This is a genomic window from Paraburkholderia sp. Cpub6 (genome assembly GCF_014201065.1).
Lineage (GTDB): Bacteria > Pseudomonadota > Gammaproteobacteria > Burkholderiales > Burkholderiaceae > Paraburkholderia > Paraburkholderia tuberum.
On record NZ_JACHDM010000001.1, the window covers coordinates 854,063 to 875,748 of the forward strand.

The following is a 21,686-nucleotide window of genomic DNA, read 5'->3' on the forward strand; positions in this document are numbered from 1 at the left end:
CAGGCGATTGCTTATCTAACAGGTTGTGCAAGACACGGGGTCGAGGCTTTCAATGGGCTGCCCGTGTTCAAGCCCACTTGCACAGCCGTGAATTTCTTTCACACTTAGGGGCTTGTATGACTAACGCAGTTACCGTCGCAAAGGACAAGGCGTATGTAGTTCCGTTCGAGCAGTTGCGGATGACCGACGTGGAGATCGTCGGCGGCAAGAACGCGTCGCTGGGCGAGATGATCAGCCAGCTCGCCGAAGCCGGCGTGCGCGTGCCGACCGGCTTCGCGACCACCGCGCTCGCGTTCCGTGACTTCCTGCAGCACAACGATCTGACCGAGCGCATCGCCAAACGTCTCGAGACGCTCGACGTCGACGACGTGAAGGCGCTCGCCGAAGCGGGCAAGGAGATCCGTCAATGGATCGTCGACGCGCCGCTGCAGCCGCAGCTCGAGGCTGACATTCGCGCGGGGTTCGACACGCTGCAACAGAGCTCGCCCGAGGAACTGTCGTTTGCCGTGCGTTCATCCGCGACCGCGGAAGACCTGCCGGACGCATCGTTCGCCGGTCAGCAGGAAAGCTACCTGAACGTGGTCGGCATCGACGACGTGCTCGATCGCATGAAGCACGTGTTCGCGTCGCTGTATAACGACCGCGCCATCTCCTATCGCGTCCACAAGGGCTTCACGCATGCTGAAGTCGCGTTGTCGGCGGGCGTGCAGCGCATGGTGCGTTCGGACGTCGGCGCCGCGGGCGTGATGTTCACGCTGGACACCGAATCGGGCTTCAAGGACGCCGTCTTCATCACGTCGAGCTATGGCCTCGGCGAAACCGTCGTGCAGGGCGCGGTGAATCCGGACGAGTTCTACGTGTTCAAGACCACGCTCGCGCAGGGCAAGTACCCGATCATTCGCCGCTCGATCGGCTCGAAGCTGATCAAGATGGAGTTCACGAAGCCGGGCGAGCCGGGCCGCGTGAAGACCATCGACGTCGCGCACGAACAGCGCAACCGCTTCTCGATCACCGACGAAGACGTGATCGAGCTCGCGAAGTACGCGGTGATCATCGAGAAGCACTACCAGCGTCCGATGGACATCGAGTGGGGCAAGGACGGCCGCGACGGCAAGATTTTCATCCTGCAGGCGCGTCCGGAAACGGTGAAGAGCCAGGGCGGCGGCAAGGCCGAGCAGCGCTTCAAGCTGAAGGGCCAGTCGAACGTGCTGGCAACGGGCCGCGCGATCGGTCAGAAGATCGGCGCGGGTCCGGTGCGCGTGATCCACGACCCGTCGGAGATGGACCGCGTGCAGCCGGGCGACGTGCTCGTCGCCGACATGACCGACCCGAACTGGGAGCCGGTCATGAAGCGTGCGTCGGCGATCGTCACGAACCGTGGCGGCCGCACCTGCCATGCGGCGATCATCGCGCGTGAGCTGGGCGTGCCGGCCGTGGTCGGCTGCGGCGACGCGACCGACGTGCTGAAGGACGGCGCACTCGTCACCGTGTCATGTGCGGAAGGCGACGAAGGCAAGATCTACGACGGCCTGCTCGAAACCGAAATCACCGAAGTGCAGCGCGGCGAACTGCCGCCGATTCCGGTGAAGATCATGATGAACGTCGGCAATCCGCAGCTCGCATTCGACTTCTCGCAACTGCCGAACGCAGGTGTGGGTCTCGCGCGGCTCGAGTTCATCATCAACAACAACATCGGCGTGCACCCGAAGGCGATCCTCGAGTACCCGAACGTCGATCAGGACCTGAAGAAGGCGGTCGAAAGCGTCGCGCGCGGTCACGCGTCGCCGCGCGCGTTCTACGTCGACAAGCTGACCGAAGGTATCGCAACGATCGCGGCGGCGTTCTATCCGAAGCCCGTCATCGTCCGTATGTCGGACTTCAAGTCGAACGAGTACAAGAAGCTGATCGGTGGTTCGCGCTACGAGCCGGACGAGGAAAACCCGATGCTGGGTTTCCGCGGCGCGTCGCGCTATATCGCGGAAGACTTCGCCGAGGCGTTCCAGATGGAATGCGTCGCGCTGAAGAAGGTGCGTGAAGAGATGGGCCTCGACAACGTCGAGATCATGGTGCCGTTCGTGCGTACGCTGAAGCAGGCGGAGCGCGTGGTCGGGCTGCTCGCGAAGTTCGGCCTGAAGCGCGGCGAGAAGGGCCTGCGTCTGATCATGATGTGCGAAGTGCCGACGAACGCGATCCTCGCGGAAGAGTTCCTGCAGTACTTCGACGGATTCTCGATCGGCTCGAACGATCTCACGCAGCTCACGCTCGGCCTCGACCGCGACTCGGGCATGGAGCTGCTCGCGGTCGATTTCGACGAGCGTGATCCAGCGGTCAAGTTCCTGCTCAAGCGCGCGATCGAAACCTGTCTGCGTCTCGACAAGTACGTCGGTATCTGCGGCCAGGGGCCGTCGGATCATCCGGACTTCGCGCAATGGCTGACTGACGAAGGCATCGAGTCGATCTCGCTCAACCCCGACACGATCATCGATACGTGGCAGCAGCTGGCAAAGGCGAAGCAGTAACTCGCGAGGTATCGAATGCCGCTTTCGCAAGCGGCATTCGGCACGCGTTAAAGGCACGTGCGCTTCGTGCTATAAACACCCCGGTAGAACCGGGGTGTTTTGCTTTGTGGAGGTCGACGTGGCGCCTGGCGGACTGTTCTGGTGGATCGGGGCGGGTGTGCTTGTCGTGCTGGAGCTGATGAGCGGCACCTTCTATCTGTTGATGATCGCGTTCGGCTTCGTCGCGGCCGCGCTTGCGCGCATTGCCGGCGCCGGGACCGATCTGCAATTCGTAGTGGCGGCGCTGGTTGCGCTCGCGGCGGTCGTGGTGCTCAGACGCTCGCGCTTCGGCCGTCGTAGGCGCGAGCAGGCGTCGCGCAATCCGGATGTCAATCTGGATATCGGGCAGACGCTGAACGTGCCGGCCTGGCAGGGGCGCAAAGCACGCGCGACCTATCGTGGCGCGGCATGGGACATCGAGCTGGCCGCGGGCGAACCCGAAGACGCGCAGGTCTACGAGATCAAGGAGTTGCGGGGCAGTTGCCTCGTCGTCGTCGCGAGCCGGCAGCCGAAGGCGCGCGCGAGCGCGACCTGACGATCTGAGCGCCGGCCGCCCAAGCTGAAAACGCAGGCCCGACCAACCTGCGCACAACTATTCGAAGCAGAATCGGAGGGTAGCGATATGGATTCAACCATTGTCGGGGCAGTGCTGCTGATCGTCGTGATCGTGCTCGCGTCGCAGACCATCAAGATCGTGCCGCAGCAGCATGCGTGGGTGCTCGAGCGCCTCGGCCGTTATCACGCGACGCTGACGCCGGGTCTGAGCTTCGCGTTCCCGTTCGTCGACCGGGTCGCGTACAAGCACGTGCTGAAGGAAATTCCTCTCGAAGTGCCGAGCCAGGTCTGTATTACGCGCGACAACACGCAACTGCAGGTCGACGGTGTGCTGTATTTCCAGGTCACCGATCCGATGAAGGCATCGTACGGATCGAGCAACTTCGTGTTCGCGATCACGCAGTTGTCGCAGACCACGCTGCGCTCGGTCATCGGCAAGCTGGAGCTGGACCGGACCTTCGAGGAGCGCGATTTCATCAATCACAGCATCGTGTCCGCGCTGGACGAGGCGGCCGCGAACTGGGGCGTAAAAGTGCTGCGCTACGAGATCAAGGACCTGACGCCGCCAAAGGAAATCCTTCACGCGATGCAGGCGCAGATCACCGCCGAGCGCGAGAAACGCGCGCTGATCGCGGCATCGGAAGGGCGCAAGCAGGAGCAGATCAATATCGCGTCGGGCGGCCGCGAGGCGGCGATCCAGAAGTCCGAAGGCGAGCGTCAGGCAGCGATCAATCAGGCGCAGGGGCAGGCCGCGGCGATTCTGGCGGTAGCCGAGGCGAACGCGCAGGCGATCCAGAAGATCGCGGCGGCGATCCAGCTGAACGGCGGCATGGACGCGGTGAATCTGAAGGTGGCCGAACAGTACGTGAACGCGTTCTCGAACCTCGCCAGGCAGGGCACGACACTGATCGTGCCGGGCGACATGTCGAACATGAGTTCGATGATCGCGTCGGCGCTGACCATCGTGAACAGGAGCAAGGCGGCAGCGGAGCCGCCGCGCGGCGACTTGCGCTGACGAACGGGCAATGCATGCGCAATGAGTGCGTGACGTAAAAGCAAATGGCCCGCATATCGATGCGCGGGCCATTTTTGCATGAGCCGGAAACGAATCGCGTTCAGGTCGGCGAGCGCATCAAGCGCGCCTTCTCGCGCTCCCAGTCGCGCTTCTTCTCGGTCTCGCGCTTGTCGTGCATCTTCTTGCCCTTCGCGAGACCGATCTCGCATTTGACGCGACCGTTCTTGTAGTGAAAATTCAGCGGCACGAGCGTGTAGCCGCGCTGCTCGACCTTGCCGATCAGCTTGCTGATCTCCTCGCTATGCAGCAGCAGCTTGCGCGTGCGCACCGGGTCGGGATGGATGTGCGTCGACGCTTCGGGCAGCGGGCTGATGTGCGTGCCGATCAGGAACAGCTCGCCGTTGCGGATCACCACGTAGCCTTCCTTGATCTGGCCGCGCCCGGCGCGCAACGCCTTGACCTCCCATCCTTCGAGCACGAGGCCTGCCTCATAGCGTTCCTCGACCGAGTAGTCGTAGAAGGCTTTTCTGTTGTCTATGATGCTCATGAATGGAAAGTGCCCAACTCGTTTAAAATCACGATTTTAGCAAAGCGGGGCAAGGAAAGCCCGCGGCGCTCGTCCACCGTTGCCACGCGCTGTTCAATTTATGGCAGATGTCCAGAAAACCGTTTTGATTCGCCACTCGGCGGAGCAGATGTTCGACCTCGTCACCGACGTCGACGATTACCCCAAGTTCCTGCCATGGTGCGGGGGCATCGAAATTCGTCACCGGGACGACACCAGCATGGAGGCGAGGATCGATATCAACTTCAAGGGCATCAAGCAGCATTTCGCCACGCGCAACTCGATGGAGCGCCCCACGCGCATCGACATGGAATTCGCCGACGGTCCGTTTCGCAAGTTCACCGGTTTCTGGCGCTTCACGCCGCTGCGCGCCGATGCGTGCAAGATCGAATTCGCGCTGCACTACGAGTTCACCAGCATACTGCTCGAGAAGATCATCGGGCCGGTGTTCAATCACATCGCCAATACCTTCGTCGAATCGTTCGTGAAGCGCGCCAACCAGCGCTATGGTCAGTCATGAGTGCGCGGCTAACGGTCGAGGTCTGCTATGCGCTCGCTGCAGAGCAGGCGCTGATTGCGGTCGAGTTGCCCGCGGGCGCGACGCTGCAACAGGCGATCGGCGCAAGCGGGATTCTGCAGCGCTTTCCGTCGATCGATCTGAACACGCAGAAGGTGGGCGTGTTCGGCAAGCTCAAACCGCTCGATACAGTGCTGGCGGACCATGATCGCGTCGAGATTTACCGGCCGTTGCTGGTGGATCCGAAGGTGTCGCGCCAACGCCGCGTCGAAAAGACACGCAAGGCGGGGTCGATCGAGGGGCGGCGTTGGTTGAACAAGGATTCGCGCTAGGCGGCGCTAGTTGGGGGGGCGGCGGACTTTTTCGCGCGCCGCCCGTCTTGCATCATCGCGTCACATCACCTCAAGGCGCCGCCGTCTGCGCCTTATCGTTCATGCCCTCGATGCGCGCCGCACCCGACGAATCGTGGTCCGAATGCCGGCGCACCGACCACCAGACCCCCGCCACCAGCAGGAGGATCGCCGCGAGTTCGAGCGGGCGCGGCAGGCGCTCGTCGTAAATGAACGCGTACAGCAGCGCGAACAGCGTCTCGAACACGATCATCTGGCCGGACAGCGTTAGCGGCAGCCGTTTTGCCGCGGCATTCCACAGGCCGTTGCCGAGCCACGACGCGCCGATCGCGAGTGCGAGGTTGAGCAGCCAGAACGTGTGCCAGCGCGGGTCGGCCAACTCACCCTGCGGGCCACCCGACGGCAGCGCCGCGACCACGAGCCACAACGCGCCGCCGAGCGCGCCAGTCACGACGCCCCACAGCACCGACCACTCATTGCCGCTGAAATGCGTCTGACGCTGCAGGTAACGGGCGTTCTCGACCGCGAACCAGGTCCAGCAGATGAGCGCGCCCACCGCGCAGGCCACGCCGAGCAGGCGCGTCGCGATGCTCACCGGCGCCGCGCCGGCCACCGTAAAGACGTCGATATTGATGCAGACGATGCCCGCCATCACGGTCGCGAGCGGCCATGCGAGGCGCGCGAGCGGCACCGCGCCGTGATCGCGCCGGCCGACCAGCGTGACCGTGACCGGCAGCACGCCGACGATCAGCGAGGCCGGCGCGATTCCGATCAGGTGCACGGCGGCCGTCAGCAGCAGGTAATAGACGATATTGCCGGCCAGCGCGAGCTTGACGAGCGCGATCAGATCCTCGCGGCTCAGCCGTTTGGCGAGCGAACGCGCGATCGGCAGCGCCGCGGCGAGCGACACGACGCCGTACATCGAGTAGCGGCCGGCGACGAGCAGGAGCGGGGAGAAGTCGGGCAGCACCCGCGGCACCAGAAACACCATGCCCCACAAGGCTCCGGCCATGACGCCATATACGACACCGCGCTGCATCGACTGCCTCTGCTGGATAAACTGGAATGGCCGGCAGAATAGCGGTTTTGCGAGCAGGGCGTCTTGTTCGATCCTGCATTCGGACCGCTCGACCGCCGCTCGACAGGGTACGTGCCGCGAAAATGCCGCCGGCTCTGCCCCGATTTCGCCTGCGAACGCGCAATCGAAACCCGTTCGAACCCGACGCGAACAGACAAGCGAAATCGACGCATGCCGGAGCGGCAAAAAATCGTCTGAAATTCGCTAAGCTGCTGTTCGCGCAGTGAAAACCGGGGTGGTATCGCGTATAATTCGCTTTTGCGCCTATAGGATTTGCCATGCGTCTGATCCAAACAGCACTCACATTCGATGACGTGCTCCTCGTCCCGGCCTTCTCCGATGTTCTGCCGCGCGACACCAGCCTCAAGACCCGGCTGACCCGCAACATCTCCCTCAACATGCCGCTCGTTTCCGCCGCGATGGACACGGTCACCGAAGCACGTCTGGCAATCGCCATGGCGCAAATGGGCGGCGTCGGCATCATCCACAAGAACCTCACGCCGGCCGAGCAGGCGCGTGAAGTCGCGAAGGTCAAGCGTTTCGAGTCGGGCGTCGTGCGCGATCCGATCACCGTGCCGCCGCATACGAAAGTGCGCGACGTGATCGCACTGTCGCGCCAGCATGGCATTTCGGGCTTCCCGGTCGTCGAGGGCTCGCAGCTCGTCGGCATCGTGACGAATCGCGACCTGCGCTTCGAAGAGCGTCTGGACGAGCCGGTGCGCAACATCATGACGCCGCGCGAGCGCCTCGTCACCGTCAAGGAAGGCACGCCGCTCGCCGAAGCGAAGGCGCTGATGCACAGCCACCGCCTCGAGCGCGTGCTGGTCATCAACGACGCATTCGAACTGCGCGGCCTGATGACCGTCAAGGACATCACCAAGCAGACCGAGCACCCGGATGCATGCAAGGACGAGCACGGCAAGCTGCGCGCGGGTGCGGCGGTCGGCGTCGGCGCGGACAACGAAGAGCGCGTCGAGCTGCTCGTGCAGGCCGGCGTCGACGTGATCGTCGTCGATACCGCGCATGGCCACAGCAAGGGCGTGCTCGAGCGCGTCAAGTGGGTCAAGCAGAACTTCCCGCACGTTGAGGTGATCGGCGGCAACATCGCAACCGCCGCGGCTGCCAGGGCGCTCGTCGAATACGGCGCGGACGGCGTCAAGGTCGGTATCGGCCCGGGCTCCATCTGCACGACGCGAATCGTCGCAGGCGTCGGCGTGCCGCAGGTCACCGCTATCTCCAACGTGTCCGAAGCGCTGAACGGCACCGGCGTGCCGGTCGTCGCCGACGGCGGCGTGCGCTTCTCAGGCGACGTCAGCAAGGCGCTCGCGGCGGGCGCCAGCGCGGTCATGATGGGCAGCATGTTCGCCGGTACCGAGGAATCGCCGGGCGAGGTATTCCTGTACCAGGGCCGCCAGTACAAGTCGTACCGTGGCATGGGCTCGGTCGGCGCCATGAAGGACGGCGCGGCGGACCGCTACTTCCAGGACAACTCGGCCAACATCGACAAGCTGGTGCCGGAAGGCATCGAAGGTCGCGTCGCGTACAAGGGTTCGGTCAACGCGATCCTGTTCCAGCTGATCGGCGGCGTGCGCGCGAGCATGGGCTACTGCGGCTGCCGCACCATCGCCGAAATGAACGAAAAGGCCGAGTTCGTGCAGATCACCGGTGCGGGCCTGCGCGAGTCGCATGTGCACGATGTGCAAATCACCAAGGAAGCGCCCAACTACCACGTGGACTAAACGCCCATGAAGCCACTGCTGCGCGTTGTACTGATCCTCGATGCGTTGTTGCTGCTGGCGTTCGGCCTGCTGTTCGTGCTGACGCCGTGGACCTCGCTGTACGACGCGTTGCAACTGGTGCCAACGGAGCCGATGCTGGTCGGCCAGGCGTTCGGCGTCGCGCTGATCGGGCTCGCGTGGCTCGCGGTGCATGCGTCGTTCGACGGGGCGCTGACCTCGACGGTCGCGAAGGTCGTCGGTCATGTGCACTGGCTGATCGGCGTGCTGATGCTGGTCTGGCTGCTGGGGCTGCATACGCCGTCGCTGACCGGTTTCGGGCAGATGGTGGCGGTGCTGGCCGGTGTCGTGCTGGTGGTGATCGGGCTCGGCGGCGTGCGACTGTCGGGTGCGGTGCGGCGGCGCGAGAAGGGGATCGTGGTCAAGCCCTCGTCGAGCAAGGCCGACGGTCGTGCCGATAAGCGTGCCGCGAAAGAAGGCGAAAAGGATGCCGCACGGCAGCGTGAACCCGAACGCGACAACGCGCGCGAGCCACGTGCCTCAGCGGGCTTTCCGGTCGATCACGCCGAGCCGGTGCCAGAGCCCGTCGTGCCGGTCACGCGGCCGGCCAATCCGGCTGCCGCGGCTTCCGTTGCCACTACCGCGCCGCTTCATCCGGCCGCAAGCGAGCCCGGCCTGAGCGAGTCCGAACGCGCCGCGCGCGACACCAGCAACGACGTGCCCGGCGCACCCCGCCCGCCGTTTCATGGTTGAAGCGCCGCGCGCGAGGCCGTTTGCCGAAGCTACCGGATTTCGTTCGCGCGCATCGCAGGCGGCGAGTTCCGTGGTTGGCCGCGCCCTTGTGCTTCATCGTAATGTTGGCTGTCCGCGCCGCGCCAAGACCGTCGCCGCGTGGACCGCTTTGAATTCGACGCCGCGCCTCGCGCGCGGCATTCCGTATCCGCTCACTTCTGATTCCGTCCGCTGCCATGCATGACAAGATCCTGATTCTCGACTTCGGTTCGCAAGTCACCCAACTGATTGCACGTCGCGTTCGCGAAGCCAACGTGTATTCGGAAATCCATCCGTACGACGTCGACGCGTCGTTCATCCGCGACTTCGCGCCGAAGGGCGTGATTCTGTCGGGCGGCCCGAGCTCGGTCACCGAGGAAGACACGCCGCGCGTGCCGCAAGCCGTGTTCGAACTCGGCGTGCCGGTGCTCGGCATCTGCTACGGCATGCAGGCGATGGCGCAGCAGCTCGGCGGCAAGGTCGACATCGGTCATCTGCGCGAATTCGGCTACGCCGAAGTGCGCGCGCGCAACCATACGAGCCTGCTCGAAGGCATCAGCGACTTCACCACGTCCGAAGGCCACGGCATGCTGAAGGTATGGATGAGCCACGGCGACAAGGTGCTGGAGATGCCGCCGGGTTTCGCGCTGATGGCATCGACGGAATCGTGCCCGATCGCCGCGATGGCCGACGAGCAGCGCCGCTTCTATGGCCTGCAATGGCATCCGGAAGTCACGCACACGGTGCAGGGCCGCGCGATGCTCGAGCGCTTCGTGCTGCAGATCTGCGGCGCGAAGGCCGATTGGGAAATGGGCCACTACATCGACGAAGCCGTCGCGAAGATTCGCGAGCAGGTCGGTAACGAGCACGTCATTCTGGGCTTGTCGGGCGGCGTGGATTCGTCGGTGGCGGCGGCGCTGCTGCACCGCGCGATCGGCGATCAACTGACCTGCGTGTTCGTCGACCATGGCCTGCTGCGCCTGAACGAAGCCGAGCAGGTGATGGCGCTGTTCGCCGATCACCTTGGCGTGAAGGTGATTCACGTCGACGCGAGCGAAGCATTCCTCGGCAAGCTCGCCGGCGTGACCGATCCTGAAGCGAAGCGCAAGATCATCGGCGCGGAGTTCGTCGAAGTGTTCCAGGCCGAAGCCGGCAAGCTGACCGACGCGAAGTGGCTGGCACAAGGCACGATCTATCCGGACGTGATCGAATCGGCGGGCAAGGGCAAGAAGGCCGCGCAAACCATCAAGAGCCACCACAACGTCGGTGGTCTGCCGGAGACGCTGAACCTGAAGCTGCTCGAACCGCTGCGCGAGCTGTTCAAGGACGAAGTGCGCGAGCTTGGCGTGAAGCTGGGTCTGCCGCACTCGATGGTGTATCGCCATCCGTTCCCGGGTCCGGGTCTGGGCGTGCGGATCCTCGGCGAAGTGAAGCGCGATTTCGCGGACCTGCTGCGCCGCGCGGACGCGATTTTCATCGAGACGCTGCGCAACACGATCGACAAGGAAACTGGCAAGTCGTGGTACGACCTGACGAGCCAGGCATTCGCGGTGTTCCTGCCGGTCAAAAGCGTCGGCGTGATGGGCGACGGGCGCACCTACGAGTACGTCGTCGCGTTGCGCGCTGTGCAGACGCTCGACTTCATGACCGCGCATTGGGCGCATCTGCCGCATGAACTGCTTGGGCATGTGTCGAACCGGATCATCAACGAAGTGCGCGGGATCAACCGGGTCGTCTACGACATCTCGGGGAAGCCGCCTGCGACGATCGAGTGGGAATGAGGGTAAAAATATCTCAATTAAATCAATGGCCTTTCTGAGCGTCATTCGTCAGCTTCGGTACTACATGCCAGGGCTTCATGAAGCCGGGTTTCGGTCGTGCGCAAGCTCGTACACGGACAGCAATTGGCACGTGTGCCGACGTAAATTTTGGACAATTCTGTAGTGGCGGAAAGTTGGCCAGGTGAAGAAAAGCCGCACCCTGCGGCTTTTCTGCGCACTCGTCAAGCCAGTCGGAGCATGAGCGTGAGGGGAGGAATCGGAGACGGTGTGAGCCCGTACGACTCATAGAAAGCCGCTGCGTGTGCGTCAATCGCATGCACAAGCATCGCACGTACGCCAAGATCTTTTGCGATCGAGCTAGCGCGATTGAGGGCGTCCTTCAAAAGGGCAGCGCCGAGTTGGATGCCTTTTGTATTTGCGTCTCGCGCTAGCCGGCCAAGCACAACCACCGGAATTGGATCCGGCATATTTCGACGAAGGTTGCCGGTTGCATCGACGTGGGCAACGGCTCCAGCCGCGAGAGCATCCGCGAGGGCATAGTAGCCGTAGACGCGGCCGGTATCATCGGTCGTTACAAATACACGGCTTGCCCCACTGTTGTGGTTAATCAGGGCGCGCCGCTTCAGCCTGTCGTCAAGCTCCAGCCTTCCGCAGGAAAAGCTGGCAACGTCGTGCTCGGCCAGCAGCGGCTGCGAGCAGAAAGCTTCCGATTCATTCGCTGTTTTCATTCCAAGGGGTTTTCACGTCCATAAGACGTGCAAGACCCGCGTTTGCGACTTTCGGCGCGTCTAGCAATTCGGTGAACTGCTTAAATTTTTCCGAATCAAGCCCAAAGAAAGTGCGATCCAGGACGACGGTCTGAGCGCGCTCGCAAGCGGCCTCCAACATAAAGTCAGAGCGGTTTTTGCCAAGCAGGCTCGCGGCGTAATCGATCAGATCACGTTGCTCTGGCAAGGCGCGAAGATCAATAGGTGCGTCGCGCATGATGCAATCCATACTGTATATACGATAGATATACGTATGGATAGAGCGATGTATATCTGATGTCAATACGCGCCGTGGCAGAATCAGTCAGGTTTCAGCCTGGCGACTGGATCGAGAAGTGCCTGGCGCACGAGGACGGACGTTCCTCGCGCTCGATCTACAACAAGGCAGAGTACGCCGAGCAGCGGCGCCACATGCTGCAAGAGTGGGCCAACATGGTCGATGCCTGGATCGACGGGTAGAGCTACGTGCCGAAACTATTGCCCGAGAATGAGGTAGTGCCGGTGCTGAGTGCCGCCTTGTGTGTCGAATCTGCGGGCGATGGAGGACGAGGCCCGGGATATACTGTGTGTCCTCTTTTTTACCGAGCCGGTAGGCAATCAAGGACGCCTTACGGACTCGATCCGGGGGCGGATTCAGCCGTTGGCGGATTGACTGGGTCTGGCCCGCGTGGGAGGCAATCCGAGACCCGCTGGACTTCGCATTGTTGGAGCGGGTCGGTCGCGCAAATATCACGTCAAGTCATGACTAGCAAACATTCTTCCACCAAGTCACGTCGATCCTCGAAGCTTTCCCGCATCCACGCCCCCGATCACATGTCGCCCGCCGACTGGCAGCGCGCCTTGCGTCGGCAATTCGGGCAAGAGCAAGCGTTCTCGCTGGAGAATCTCGGGACGGAGACGTATTTCTCCGAATTCCGCGTCGGCAATCCGGAGTCGAACTTCAGCTATCGCGTGTCGATTCGTGGGGTCTGCCCGGGCGACAACTTTTGCGACTGTCCCGATTACGCCACCAACGAACTCGGCACCTGCAAGCACATTGAATTTACCTTGTCGCGACTGCTGCGCAAGCGAGGCGCAAAGGCGGCCTTCGCCCGTGGTTATCAGCCCGCATTCTCGGAGCTGTATTTGCGAAACGAGGGAGGGCGAGCGGTCCATTTTCGCGCCGGCGCGGATTGTCCGGCAAAGGTAGCCAAAGCGGCCGCCGCTTTGTTCGACGAGTCTCGGCGATGGCATCTGCCGGAGGACCGTTTCGAAGATCTCGGGCGCTTTCTCTCCGCGGTGGCGAAGGCCGGGCACGAATTGCGCGCCCATGACGACGCGCTCGATTTCATCGCTGGCCGAAACGATGCGGCGCGCCGTGCCAGGATGCTCGACGGGCAGTTTCCGCGAGGAGGGGCGACGCCCTCGCTGAAGAAGCTGCTCAAGGTGCCGCTCTATCCTTACCAGGCCGAAGGCGCATTGTTCGCCGTGCGTGCCGGGCGGGCTTTGATCGGCGACGAAATGGGCCTCGGCAAGACGGTGCAGGCCGTCGCGGCGGCGGAAATCCTGATCCGGCATTTTGGCGTGTCGAAAGTGCTGGTGATTTGCCCGACTTCGCTCAAGTATCAGTGGCAGAGCGAGATCACGCGGTTCTCCGGCCACGCTTCGAGGGTAGTCGCGGGCGGCCTTGCCCAGAGGCGGGGCGAATATGCGGCCCAGGATCTCTACAAGATCACCAACTATGAGAAGCTGAAATCGGACCTTGACATGATTTCCGCGTGGGCGCCGGAGCTGGTCATCGTCGACGAGGCGCAGCGCATCAAGAACTGGAACACCATTGCGGCGAAGGCTCTCAAGCGAATCGACAGCCCCTATGCCGTCGTGCTGACGGGAACGCCTCTCGAAAACAAGCTGGAGGAACTCGTTTCCATCGTTCAATTCGTCGACCAGCACCGTCTCGGGCCCACGTGGAAGCTGCTGCACGAACATCAGGTCAAGGACGAGGCGGGACGCGTGACGGGATACACGGGCCTAGAGAAGATCAGCCAGACCCTGGCACCGGTCATGATACGGCGTCGCAAGTCCGAGGTGCTGCTGCAGTTGCCCGGGCGCACCGACCAGAATCTGCTGGTGCCCATGACCGAGCTGCAGATGGCGTATCACACGGAAAACGCGGACATCGTGGCCAAAATCGTCCGGCGCTGGCGTAACACCAGGTTTCTGTCGGATCAGGACCAGCGGCGCCTCACCTGCGCTTTGCAGAACATGCGCATGTCGTGCAACAGCACCTATCTGCTGGACCAGGAAACCGATCATGGCGTGAAGGCCGACGAGCTGGCGACGTTGTTCGAGTCGCTTTTCACGCAGCCGGACGAGAAAGTCGTGGTGTTCAGTCAATGGACGCGCACGCATGAGATAGTCATTCGCCGGCTCAAGAAGCTCGGCATCGGCTACGTCAGCTTCCATGGCGGCGTGCCGTCGGAAAATCGGCCCGCGCTGGTGCAGCGCTTTCGGGACGATTCGGACTGTCGGGTATTTCTGTCGACGGACGCAGGTAGCACGGGGCTCAACCTCCAGCACGCGTCGACGCTCGTGAACATGGATCTGCCGTGGAACCCGGCGGTGCTGGAACAGCGCATCGCGCGCATCTATCGGTTGGGCCAGAAAAAGCCGGTACGAGTCGTCAATTACATCGCGAAGGGAACGATCGAGGAGGGCATGCTGTCGGTGCTGGCTTTCAAGCGCTCGCTGGCGGAAGGCATCCTCGATGGCGGCGCCAGCGAAATTCTGCTCGGTGGTTCGCGCCTGACCCGCTTCATGAAGGATGTCGAAAACGTCGCGGGGCGCATGGGAGAGAGCGAGGTCATGGCCGCGGCGGAGGAAGCCGCGAGCGGCGCAGTCGTGTCAGGCGACGCGGCGCGTGACGCGAGCGTCGTGGAAACCGACCTCGCCGGTACCGGAGAGCGGCCTCAAGCTTCGACCATCGATACAGCGCAACGAGGCGCGTCCATCGAACCGTGGTCAGGGTTGCTGCAGTTCGGCGCGGCGCTGGCGTCGGCGTTGAATGAGCCGGGCGATGGCGCGGTTGCCGCCCACCCGTGGGTCGAGCGCGATGCCGTGACGGGCGCGCGAAGTCTCAGGTTGCCGCTGCCATCTCCCGAGACGGCAAGACGACTGGCTGAGGCGCTGTCGACGATCTCGGATGTTCTGCTGCGCAACGGCAGCGCAAACTAAAGTCGCTGAACGTGGGAGTTGGGGCAGGCATCTTCGAGGCGGCCTGCTTCGAGTCGTATTCGAGTTGTACCTGGCGGTGAGATTGGGAAGTTCTAGGCGCAAGCCCGCTCTTCGAGCGCCGCCCTGACCCACCCGAATCCCACGCGCTCCTGCTCGAGCCGCAATCCATGGCGAATCCGGTTGTCGCGGAGGTCATCGAAGAGTTCCCGCTCTTTGGCAGTGAGCCGCGGCAGATCGCGCGTGACCTGATCGCCTTCTTCTCCCCAGAACGCTTCATGCGCCAGCAGCGTCGCGCGGTCCATCAAGAACGATCCAACGTGCGGGAACCGGCTGCGCAATTGATCGAGAATGGCGAAGCCGTGCGTGTCGATGTCGCCCCAGTAGTGGAGCGCGCAGTCCGTGAGCCATCGCGCCGGCTCGAGAGCTTCCCAACCGTAGCCCGCCCCGAAGAGCACGATCGACTGCGGAACGTCGGGAAACGCCAAAAAATTTATCTCGTTTTCCGTAATGAACACGTGGCGGCATGGCAGTGTGAGGCGCGCGAAGCTGTCAGCGTCGAGTGCGATGTCGGGCCGGCCCATGCCGGGCAGAACGGCGAGCCTGTCATCGAGCGCGCGAAATCGAATCCGAGGCGGCTTCTCGCGGAACCCGTAGCGAGCAGCGAATTGGGCGGCGGCTGTCCGGCTGCTGTCGATTGACTCCGACGGCAGCACGAGATCGAGCCATTGAGCGAGGACGCCGCGCCGCGCCTCGATGAATTTCGTGTCGACGTTGGCGATTTCGGCTTGGCGAAGATATACGCCCGGCTGCGGATGTGCTTGCAGCCAATCGACGACTGCCAGCAGTCGTTCCCAATCGCCTGCGAATTCGAGTGCTTGCAACGGGCGCTGCGCAAGCCACGTGGTGAGCTTCGGCTGGCGGGAGCGTGTGATTTCGAGCAGCCGCTCGAACTGCGCTGCGTCGCGGCGCTTGCCGGCGACCGCGAGCGCATCGTCCAGACTGTCCACCCAAGCTGCTTGTGGCAAACGCTGCAGGCCGAGAATTCGATGATTGATTTCTCGCCATTCGATGCGTACGCGCGGTGTCGCGGCAATCTCCGCGATCCATGCGCGTACCGCGTCGAAGCGTTCGGCCAATTCGGACGAGCTCGGGCCTTTTATCGTCAGACGTAGCGGGAACAGCCCCTCGGTGCCGTCTACGAGGCTCCGCAGCCATTCGCCACGCTCCCATAGGCGCTGGAGGCGAACGCGCAGTTCGGCGGTCGTCGTCCAATTCATTGCTCGAACTCCGCCTTGCGCGCGCGGTACTCCTCGATCGACAGGTTGCGCAGCTTCGAGGCGCGTCCGCCCTCGTTCTGAACGAATCCGACGCTCGAAACGAACGGCTCGATGATGTGAATCTTCTGCAGCGGCGTGACGATCAGCAGTTGCAGGTTCAGTTTTTGAAACAATGTGAGACCGTATTGCGCCGATTCGTCGGAGCCTCGTCCAAACGCCTCGTCGATGACGACGAAGCGGAACGATCGAGAACGCACGGCGCCCCATTCGAGGCCGAACTGATAGGCGAGACTCGCGGCAAGGATCGTATAGGCGAGCTTTTCCTTCTGGCCGCCCGATTTACCGCCCGAGTCCGAATAGTGCTCGTATTCGCTGTCGTCCTCACGCCAACGCTCGCTGGCGGCGAACAGAAACCAGTTGCGCACATCGGTCACTTTGGCGCGCCAGCGCCGGTCCTGCTCGGTCAACCCTTCGCGGCCGCGGAAGCGGTCAATGATCCGTTTGACTTGCAGGAACTTGGTCTCCGAGTATTGGCTATCGTCCGAGCCGGTGAGTTCGCCCTCGGTGCAAGCACGCAGGTCGCTCTGGAATTCGCGGATCTCCGCGTCGGGGCTGGACTGACTCTCGAGGACGATGTATCGGCCCGCGTTGTAGTCGATTTGTCGCAACGATTCGTTGATGCGTTCGATACGTTCCTTGATCGTTTGCCGTTCGCGGGCGAGCTGGGCGTGGAAGTTGGCGATCTCGTTGATCGTATTGACGTTGAGCAGCTCTTTGAAACGCGCTTCGAAGCGCGGCAGATCGTCCGCTTGCAGCCGCGCGAGCATGTCACGGTACTCTGAGGTCGCGTCGAGGCTCGCATCGAAGTCGGCCGTTTCGAGCTTGTAGGCATCCTTGAAGGCCGCCATGGCCTTGACGATTTTTTCGGCAAGGCGGCCGAGCGACTTCGTTTCGTTGTCGATACGGGTTGTCAACGCCTCTCGCACGTCCCGCTCGCGGTTGTCGCATGACTCGACGGAAAGCTGGTGTTCGCCGAGAATCTCCGCTCGCAGCGCCTCGATTCGCTCGGCAAGTTCGGCATTCACTTCCGCAACGAGCGCGTGCGTCTCGTCGCGCAACGTTTGCGCTGCCTCCCGCCTGGCCAGGATACCGCCCAGTTCCGAGTCGGTTTCCGAGATCGCCGCTTCACTCTCTGTCAACGACGCTTGCGCCGAGTCCAATTGGGCCGTTAGCTCCGCGAGGGCGTCGCTTGCCGCTTCGAGGCGAGCTTTTTCGTCTGCCAGACGTGCGATCGCGGTCGCGCAGCTTCCCCAGTCGATGTCGCGGAAGTCGACGAACTCGCCGATGCGCGCAAGCGCTTCGAGCTGCTCGCGCACCTTCGCGTGCTCGCTTTGAGCTTCTCCAAGCTTCTGTCCGATCTCGCCAAGCCGAACCTCGAGCGCTCGCCGTTGTGCTTCGAGGGCGGCAATTTTGGCCGTGTTGCTCCAACCCAGCACGTAGCGGCTGCGATCGTCAAGCGCGCGGCGGTCGTCTTTTTCGTGGCGCTCGCCAAGCGCTTTCGCCTGGCCCGCACGCGTGATCGCGCGCATCTCGCGCCGAAACTGCTCCTGCGTATCGCAGCATGCATAGTCGAACCGGCGGCCGATTTCGCGCTCGAGCCAGCCATAGAACAGCGAATCGGGCTTGATCGCGAGCTTGTGCGCGAGCGAGTGGCGGTGTAGCTCGATGGCCTCGGCTGCACGCGCGGCGCGTTCAGAGCGCACGCGAAAGTAGACGAGCCGCCCCCGGAGATGAGTGCGATCGACCCACGCCGCGACGTTCGCATAGTGCTCGTCGGGCACGAGCAGCGACAGGCCGAAGTTGCGCAGGACGCGCTCGGCGGCGCCCTCCCAATCGCGCGCATCCTCTTGCACCTGAATGAGTTCGCCGGCGAACGGCAGGGCGTCTTCCTCCAGACCGAGCGCCGAGCATAGGCTCGCCCGCATCGCGACTTGTTCCTTCGGGATGTTGTTACGTCGAGCTTTCAGGCTCGCGATTTCGTCCTCTAGCAGATCACGCTGCGCTTTCCCTTCGCGAAAGGCCACGCTCCATTCGGTAATCGCATTTTGCTCTTGCGCTTCGTCGTCGACGAGCGAGCTGCGCCGCTCGGCCAGACGTTGGCGTTGGGAAGCGAATGCGGCCTCATCCGTGGCCTCGGTTTCGCCGAGCAGCGTAACGATGGCGGCATAGCGTTGCGCGCGTTCGCGGCGACGCGCGCTTTCTCGCTCGTGCTGGCGGATTTCGACCTCGAGCTGCGCGATGCGATCGCCGCCTTGTTCGGTCACGGCGCGGCGCAAATCGTCCACGCGCTGGCGCGCCTGGTCGCGCGCTTCTTCGTGCCGCGCCTTGCGTGATATTGCACGCGCGTGATCCTCGTCGAGCAATTGGAGGCGGCGCTCGATGAGGCCGAGCTTGAGCCCGGCGAAGTAGGGTTTCAGTGCTTCACGGCACGCTCGCCAGCCGTCGAGAACGTGTCCTTGCTCGCTGTGGCGATCGCAGTCGTCGACGAGCGGTGTCAGCAGTTCCACCTGGCGCTTGGCTTTCAGTACCGCCTCGTGCGCGCGATTCAGATCGTCGAAGTGAGTGATCAGTGCGTCGACGCGCGGTGCAACGTCGAACGGCTCAAGCATGTGGCTGCGTACGAAGTCGGTGAGATTGCCCACCGATTTCATCGATACCGTTTGATGGAAGAGCTCGAGCGCTTGCTCGTTTTCGATTCCGAAGCGCCGCCGGAACCAGGCGCTGTATTTCGGAAATGTGTCCTCGATTTCGGCACCCAGCCCGCGCAACTTTTTGCGCAGCTGTGCGATGTCGGTGCCGAAGCGCGAGAAGTCAGCGGCGATCGAGAGGTCGCGTTCGGCACAGACGAAGAATCGCGCGGGTTGAGCCTGTGCGTCTTTCATCCAGAACACCTGCGCGAGTGTGACTGTGGCATCGTACCCGGCGTTACGAAACACGCCCAAAATCACCGAATAGCTGTTATGGTCGCGCAGGCTCACGGGCTTGGCCGTCCCCGTGACCTCGTTGCGCTCCGACTTGTAGTAGCCAAGCACATACGAGCGTAACGTACGTTCCTTGCTGTCCGCGCCTGCCGCCTTGTTGTAGGCGATGCGCTGCGCGGGCACGAGGAGGGTGGTGATGGCGTCGACGAGCGTCGACTTGCCGGAGCCGATGTCTCCTGTCAGCAGGCCGTTGCGGCCATCGACCCGCAGCACCCAGACTCGTTGGTCGAAGGTTCCCCAATTGAAAACCTCGAGCCGCTCGAGGCGAAAGCCCGTCAGGGCGTCGTCGACGGCAAAATCGAGGCCGAGCGTACGCGGCTCATTCATCGCGACTCTCCTGTTGGTCAGAAACCGTCGAATCTTGAAGGTGGTGCGCCCGATAGCTCGCGAGCCGCGCGTCGAAATCGAGCAGCCATTGCGCATCGACGAACGCCTTGAGAATGCGCCGCACCTCGAATGTGGGCGGTCCGCTCGTGGTCTTCATCCGGCGTAGGAAGCCGAGCTCGACGATCTTGTTCACGTGTGTATCGATCTGATCGACCAGGCGCGCCTCGTTGGTGCTCGCGGGAAGGAATACGCGTACGAGCTCGACGATGTCCTCGCGCGCAAGGACGAGCCGCGTGTCTCCGCCGCCAGCATCCCATTCCGCCAGCTTCTTTCGCAGCAGCGCGAGCAGCAGGCTCACGGGGAACGAGAGTGGACGCCGGGCAACGAGCCGGGGTAGCTTAGCCTGTTCCCCATCGACTTCAGCGTCATGCGCGGCGCGGCTTTTTACGAAGGCGTAGCCTTCCGCCTCGTCCACGACGAGCTCGAGGCCAAGCACGGCGACGTAGTCGCGCGCGTGCGTCTGCAATTCGAGCAGTGCGGCCCAGAGGCGCTCGTTTCCATCACGATAAACCACGCCCTTGAGCAGCGCGATGGCAACTGTCGACAAATCACCTCGACCAGGCGACGAGGCTTGCTGTTCTTCCGTCATCTCTACCTTGTGAAAATCACACGAGGCATCGTCGTGCGCTTAATGATTGGTGTTCCGTTGGCGTCGTTCGCCTGCCACTCGATCGTATCGGAAATGGTCTCATCGACGGTCGCGCGAAATGATCCAGCTTCGGCGCTCAGTTGCAAATAGGCGACGAGCTCGGCGAGCCCATGCTCGAGAGGCTGCGAAGCGGTCAGTTCGGCAAGCGTCACTTGCGGCCGATCTTGCAGGCATCGGCGGATATGGCCTGCGAGGCGCGCGCGATCGACGACGATCTGCGTGTAGAGTGCCGAGGCATCGAGGTTCGCCTCACCGGTTTCGATTGAGACGTTGGCAATGAGAGGGCGCAGCGCCGGCGCGTAAAGCGGGCGTTCCATCGGCAGCTCGATGTCAGTGGATGCGGTCTCGATCTCCATGACGGAGCCTGGTGGGGGCGCTTCGCGCAGCGCAAGCGCTTTCGTTTCGATACCGCGCAGAATGTCCATGATGCGGCGGTTTTCGAGCCACGCTTGATCGTCGAGGAAGCGTCGAAGCTGCTGCGAGAGCTGAGCTACCGTGCGCTGCGTATGCTCGCCGGCTTCCAGCCAGTCATGGTGGACGCGCCGCGTGCGCGCGTCGGGCCTCATTTCCATGACCGCCGGCAGCGCCAGCACGCGTTCGAGCCGTTTCGAGAGTTCCTCTTGACGGCGGCTCGACATCAGGAAGTCCCAAAACGCCCGGAAGCTGCTGCCCTGGTCCGAATCGGCGATCGCGTCGCGCTCGCCCATGATTTGCTCGATGAGCGCACCCTTCGATCCTTCCCAGAGCGCGATTCGCTCGCGCACATGTCGGTCCAGCAGCCGAAAGTTTTGTTCGACTTCTCGGAAATCCGTGAGCAGGTCGCGCGCCATCTGCATGAATTGCTGAAAGCGGTCCTTGAGCGCGGCATCGTCGAGCAGCCGAACGTCACCGGCCTCCACGCGGGCGATTTCTTCGTCGATCTGGCCGCGCCGCGTGTGGAGCTCGGCAAGACGCTTTTCGGGGTCCGCCTCGCTGCCTTCGCCCATCTGCCGCAGCAGCTCGAAAAGTGTCAAGAGCCTCGATTCCGTGCCGACAAAGCTGCGTTCCGTCAGCGTGCCGAGCCACGCGATCGCTTTCTCCGTGGCGGGGGTCAGGTCGAATTGCGGTTCATCGGAACCTTGGCGATAGTACTTGCGCAACCATCCCTTTTCAGGGCTGGCCCAGTCGTTCAGATACTCGAGCGCCGGCTTCGGGAAGGCGTCATCGCCGAGTTGTTCGCGCAACGCGTAAAGCTCATCTTCGAGTGCTTCGGCAAGAAGCGGAGCCGCCACCACGCGCACGTTTGGCGCGACGAACACGCGGTGCAGGAAGCTGACAGCGAGCGGCGCGTGGTCGGAGCGTAACAGGCGCCAAGCGGGATGGCGCGTGCGCAACGCATCGAGGGTAGGGTAGTCGAGGGGCATCGGTGCGAGATGACGGGTTCGGC

At 63.0% G+C, this 21,686-nt stretch carries 17 protein-coding genes and 1 pseudogene; 10 read left to right on the forward strand and 8 right to left on the reverse strand.

Going from position 1 to position 21,686, the window contains the following annotated elements; translation table 11 throughout:
* Nucleotides 1-116 precede the first annotated feature (116 nt).
* From ppsA to HDG33_RS03745, 3 genes are all read left to right on the forward strand, one after another.
* Nucleotides 117-2,519 (forward strand): phosphoenolpyruvate synthase, encoded by a 2,403-nt coding sequence (gene ppsA, locus HDG33_RS03735; RefSeq protein ID WP_184022646.1) that lies wholly within the window; start codon nucleotides 117-119, stop codon nucleotides 2,517-2,519.
* Between the two features lie 118 nt (nucleotides 2,520-2,637).
* A complete protein-coding gene (locus tag HDG33_RS03740) occupies nucleotides 2,638-3,093 on the forward strand; it encodes an NfeD family protein (RefSeq protein ID WP_090805347.1) in 456 nt (151 codons plus the stop codon).
* An 87-nt stretch (nucleotides 3,094-3,180) separates the two neighbouring features.
* A complete protein-coding gene (locus HDG33_RS03745; protein ID WP_184022647.1) occupies nucleotides 3,181-4,128 on the forward strand; it encodes an SPFH domain-containing protein in 948 nt (315 codons plus the stop codon).
* Nucleotides 4,129-4,228: 100 nt separating this feature from the next.
* Here the strand turns inward: HDG33_RS03745 and smpB are convergent, their stop codons facing one another.
* A complete protein-coding gene (smpB, locus tag HDG33_RS03750; protein ID WP_013089686.1) occupies nucleotides 4,229-4,675 on the reverse strand; it encodes an SsrA-binding protein SmpB in 447 nt (148 codons plus the stop codon).
* Nucleotides 4,676-4,775: 100 nt separating this feature from the next.
* Between smpB and HDG33_RS03755 the strand changes: the two genes are divergently transcribed.
* Together HDG33_RS03755 and HDG33_RS03760 are read left to right on the forward strand one after the other, a co-directional pair.
* Complete coding sequence (locus tag HDG33_RS03755; RefSeq protein WP_018417666.1) at nucleotides 4,776-5,213, forward strand: type II toxin-antitoxin system RatA family toxin; 438 nt, start codon at nucleotides 4,776-4,778, stop codon at nucleotides 5,211-5,213.
* Nucleotides 5,210-5,542 (forward strand): RnfH family protein, encoded by a 333-nt coding sequence (locus tag HDG33_RS03760; RefSeq protein WP_090800565.1) that lies wholly within the window; start codon nucleotides 5,210-5,212, stop codon nucleotides 5,540-5,542. The genes HDG33_RS03755 and HDG33_RS03760 overlap by 4 nt, the downstream gene beginning before the upstream one ends.
* 70 nt (nucleotides 5,543-5,612) lie before the next feature.
* Here the strand turns inward: HDG33_RS03760 and HDG33_RS03765 are convergent, their stop codons facing one another.
* Nucleotides 5,613-6,599 (reverse strand): DMT family transporter, encoded by a 987-nt coding sequence (locus HDG33_RS03765; protein ID WP_184022648.1) that lies wholly within the window; start codon nucleotides 6,597-6,599, stop codon nucleotides 5,613-5,615.
* A gap of 317 nt (nucleotides 6,600-6,916) precedes the next feature.
* Here HDG33_RS03765 and guaB point away from each other — a divergent pair, with 317 nt between their 5' ends.
* The 3 genes from guaB (at nucleotide 6,917) to guaA (ending at nucleotide 10,926) form a co-directional block, all read left to right on the forward strand.
* Nucleotides 6,917-8,377 (forward strand): IMP dehydrogenase, encoded by a 1,461-nt coding sequence (guaB, locus tag HDG33_RS03770; protein WP_184022649.1) that lies wholly within the window; start codon nucleotides 6,917-6,919, stop codon nucleotides 8,375-8,377.
* Nucleotides 8,378-8,383: 6 nt separating this feature from the next.
* A complete protein-coding gene (locus HDG33_RS03775; protein WP_184022650.1) occupies nucleotides 8,384-9,127 on the forward strand; it encodes a hypothetical protein in 744 nt (247 codons plus the stop codon).
* A 215-nt stretch (nucleotides 9,128-9,342) separates the two neighbouring features.
* A complete protein-coding gene (gene guaA, locus HDG33_RS03780; protein ID WP_013089680.1) occupies nucleotides 9,343-10,926 on the forward strand; it encodes a glutamine-hydrolyzing GMP synthase in 1,584 nt (527 codons plus the stop codon).
* 221 nt (nucleotides 10,927-11,147) lie between these two features.
* Here the strand turns inward: guaA and HDG33_RS03785 are convergent, their stop codons facing one another.
* Both HDG33_RS03785 and HDG33_RS03790 read right to left on the reverse strand, forming a co-directional pair.
* Nucleotides 11,148-11,654 (reverse strand): GNAT family N-acetyltransferase, encoded by a 507-nt coding sequence (locus HDG33_RS03785; RefSeq protein ID WP_184022651.1) that lies wholly within the window; start codon nucleotides 11,652-11,654, stop codon nucleotides 11,148-11,150.
* A complete protein-coding gene (locus tag HDG33_RS03790; protein ID WP_184022652.1) occupies nucleotides 11,638-11,910 on the reverse strand; it encodes a DUF1778 domain-containing protein in 273 nt (90 codons plus the stop codon). Before HDG33_RS03790 ends, HDG33_RS03785 begins: the two co-directional genes overlap by 17 nt.
* A 104-nt stretch (nucleotides 11,911-12,014) precedes the next feature.
* Here HDG33_RS03790 and HDG33_RS03795 point away from each other — a divergent pair.
* Nucleotides 12,015-12,149, forward strand: a pseudogene (locus tag HDG33_RS03795) (integrase); the annotation flags it as partial.
* 285 nt (nucleotides 12,150-12,434) lie between these two features.
* Nucleotides 12,435-14,906, forward strand: a complete 2,472-nt coding sequence (locus HDG33_RS03800) for a DEAD/DEAH box helicase (RefSeq protein WP_260330299.1) — start codon at nucleotides 12,435-12,437, stop codon at nucleotides 14,904-14,906.
* Nucleotides 14,907-14,998: 92 nt separating this feature from the next.
* On the opposite strand, the gene HDG33_RS03805 is transcribed toward HDG33_RS03800, so the two are convergent.
* Genes HDG33_RS03805 through HDG33_RS03820 form a run of 4 tightly spaced genes read right to left on the reverse strand, consistent with a single transcriptional unit; the run spans nucleotide 14,999 to nucleotide 21,663 of the window.
* Complete coding sequence (locus tag HDG33_RS03805; RefSeq protein ID WP_184022653.1) at nucleotides 14,999-16,183, reverse strand: Wadjet anti-phage system protein JetD domain-containing protein; 1,185 nt, start codon at nucleotides 16,181-16,183, stop codon at nucleotides 14,999-15,001.
* Nucleotides 16,180-19,551 carry an ATP-binding protein gene (locus HDG33_RS03810; protein ID WP_184022654.1) on the reverse strand — a complete coding sequence of 1,124 codons (3,372 nt, stop codon included), beginning with the start codon at nucleotides 19,549-19,551 and terminating at the stop codon, nucleotides 16,180-16,182. Before HDG33_RS03810 ends, HDG33_RS03805 begins: the two co-directional genes overlap by 4 nt.
* Complete coding sequence (locus tag HDG33_RS03815; RefSeq protein ID WP_090800540.1) at nucleotides 19,544-20,200, reverse strand: DUF4194 domain-containing protein; 657 nt, start codon at nucleotides 20,198-20,200, stop codon at nucleotides 19,544-19,546. Before HDG33_RS03815 ends, HDG33_RS03810 begins: the two co-directional genes overlap by 8 nt.
* Nucleotides 20,201-20,202: 2 nt before the next feature.
* The gene (locus tag HDG33_RS03820) at nucleotides 20,203-21,663 is read right to left on the reverse strand and encodes a DUF3375 domain-containing protein (RefSeq protein WP_184022655.1); all 1,461 of its coding nucleotides are present in this window, start codon (nucleotides 21,661-21,663) and stop codon (nucleotides 20,203-20,205) included.
* Nucleotides 21,664-21,686: the final 23 nt, after the last annotated feature.

Coding starts and splice junctions, on each gene's coding strand:
- HDG33_RS03755 (WP_018417666.1), top strand. CDS start 4,776: ATGGCAGATGTCCAGAAAACCGTTTTGATTCGCCACTCGGCGGAGCAG.
- HDG33_RS03785 (WP_184022651.1), bottom strand. CDS start 11,654: ATGAAAACAGCGAATGAATCGGAAGCTTTCTGCTCGCAGCCGCTGCTG.
- HDG33_RS03820 (WP_184022655.1), bottom strand. CDS start 21,663: ATGCCCCTCGACTACCCTACCCTCGATGCGTTGCGCACGCGCCATCCC.
- HDG33_RS03810 (WP_184022654.1), bottom strand. CDS start 19,551: ATGAATGAGCCGCGTACGCTCGGCCTCGATTTTGCCGTCGACGACGCC.
- smpB (WP_013089686.1), bottom strand. CDS start 4,675: ATGAGCATCATAGACAACAGAAAAGCCTTCTACGACTACTCGGTCGAG.
- HDG33_RS03760 (WP_090800565.1), top strand. CDS start 5,210: ATGAGTGCGCGGCTAACGGTCGAGGTCTGCTATGCGCTCGCTGCAGAG.
- guaB (WP_184022649.1), top strand. CDS start 6,917: ATGCGTCTGATCCAAACAGCACTCACATTCGATGACGTGCTCCTCGTC.
- HDG33_RS03800 (WP_260330299.1), top strand. CDS start 12,435: ATGACTAGCAAACATTCTTCCACCAAGTCACGTCGATCCTCGAAGCTT.
- guaA (WP_013089680.1), top strand. CDS start 9,343: ATGCATGACAAGATCCTGATTCTCGACTTCGGTTCGCAAGTCACCCAA.
- HDG33_RS03775 (WP_184022650.1), top strand. CDS start 8,384: ATGAAGCCACTGCTGCGCGTTGTACTGATCCTCGATGCGTTGTTGCTG.
- HDG33_RS03805 (WP_184022653.1), bottom strand. CDS start 16,183: ATGAATTGGACGACGACCGCCGAACTGCGCGTTCGCCTCCAGCGCCTA.
- HDG33_RS03815 (WP_090800540.1), bottom strand. CDS start 20,200: ATGACGGAAGAACAGCAAGCCTCGTCGCCTGGTCGAGGTGATTTGTCG.
- HDG33_RS03790 (WP_184022652.1), bottom strand. CDS start 11,910: ATGCGCGACGCACCTATTGATCTTCGCGCCTTGCCAGAGCAACGTGAT.
- HDG33_RS03745 (WP_184022647.1), top strand. CDS start 3,181: ATGGATTCAACCATTGTCGGGGCAGTGCTGCTGATCGTCGTGATCGTG.
- HDG33_RS03765 (WP_184022648.1), bottom strand. CDS start 6,599: ATGCAGCGCGGTGTCGTATATGGCGTCATGGCCGGAGCCTTGTGGGGC.
- ppsA (WP_184022646.1), top strand. CDS start 117: ATGACTAACGCAGTTACCGTCGCAAAGGACAAGGCGTATGTAGTTCCG.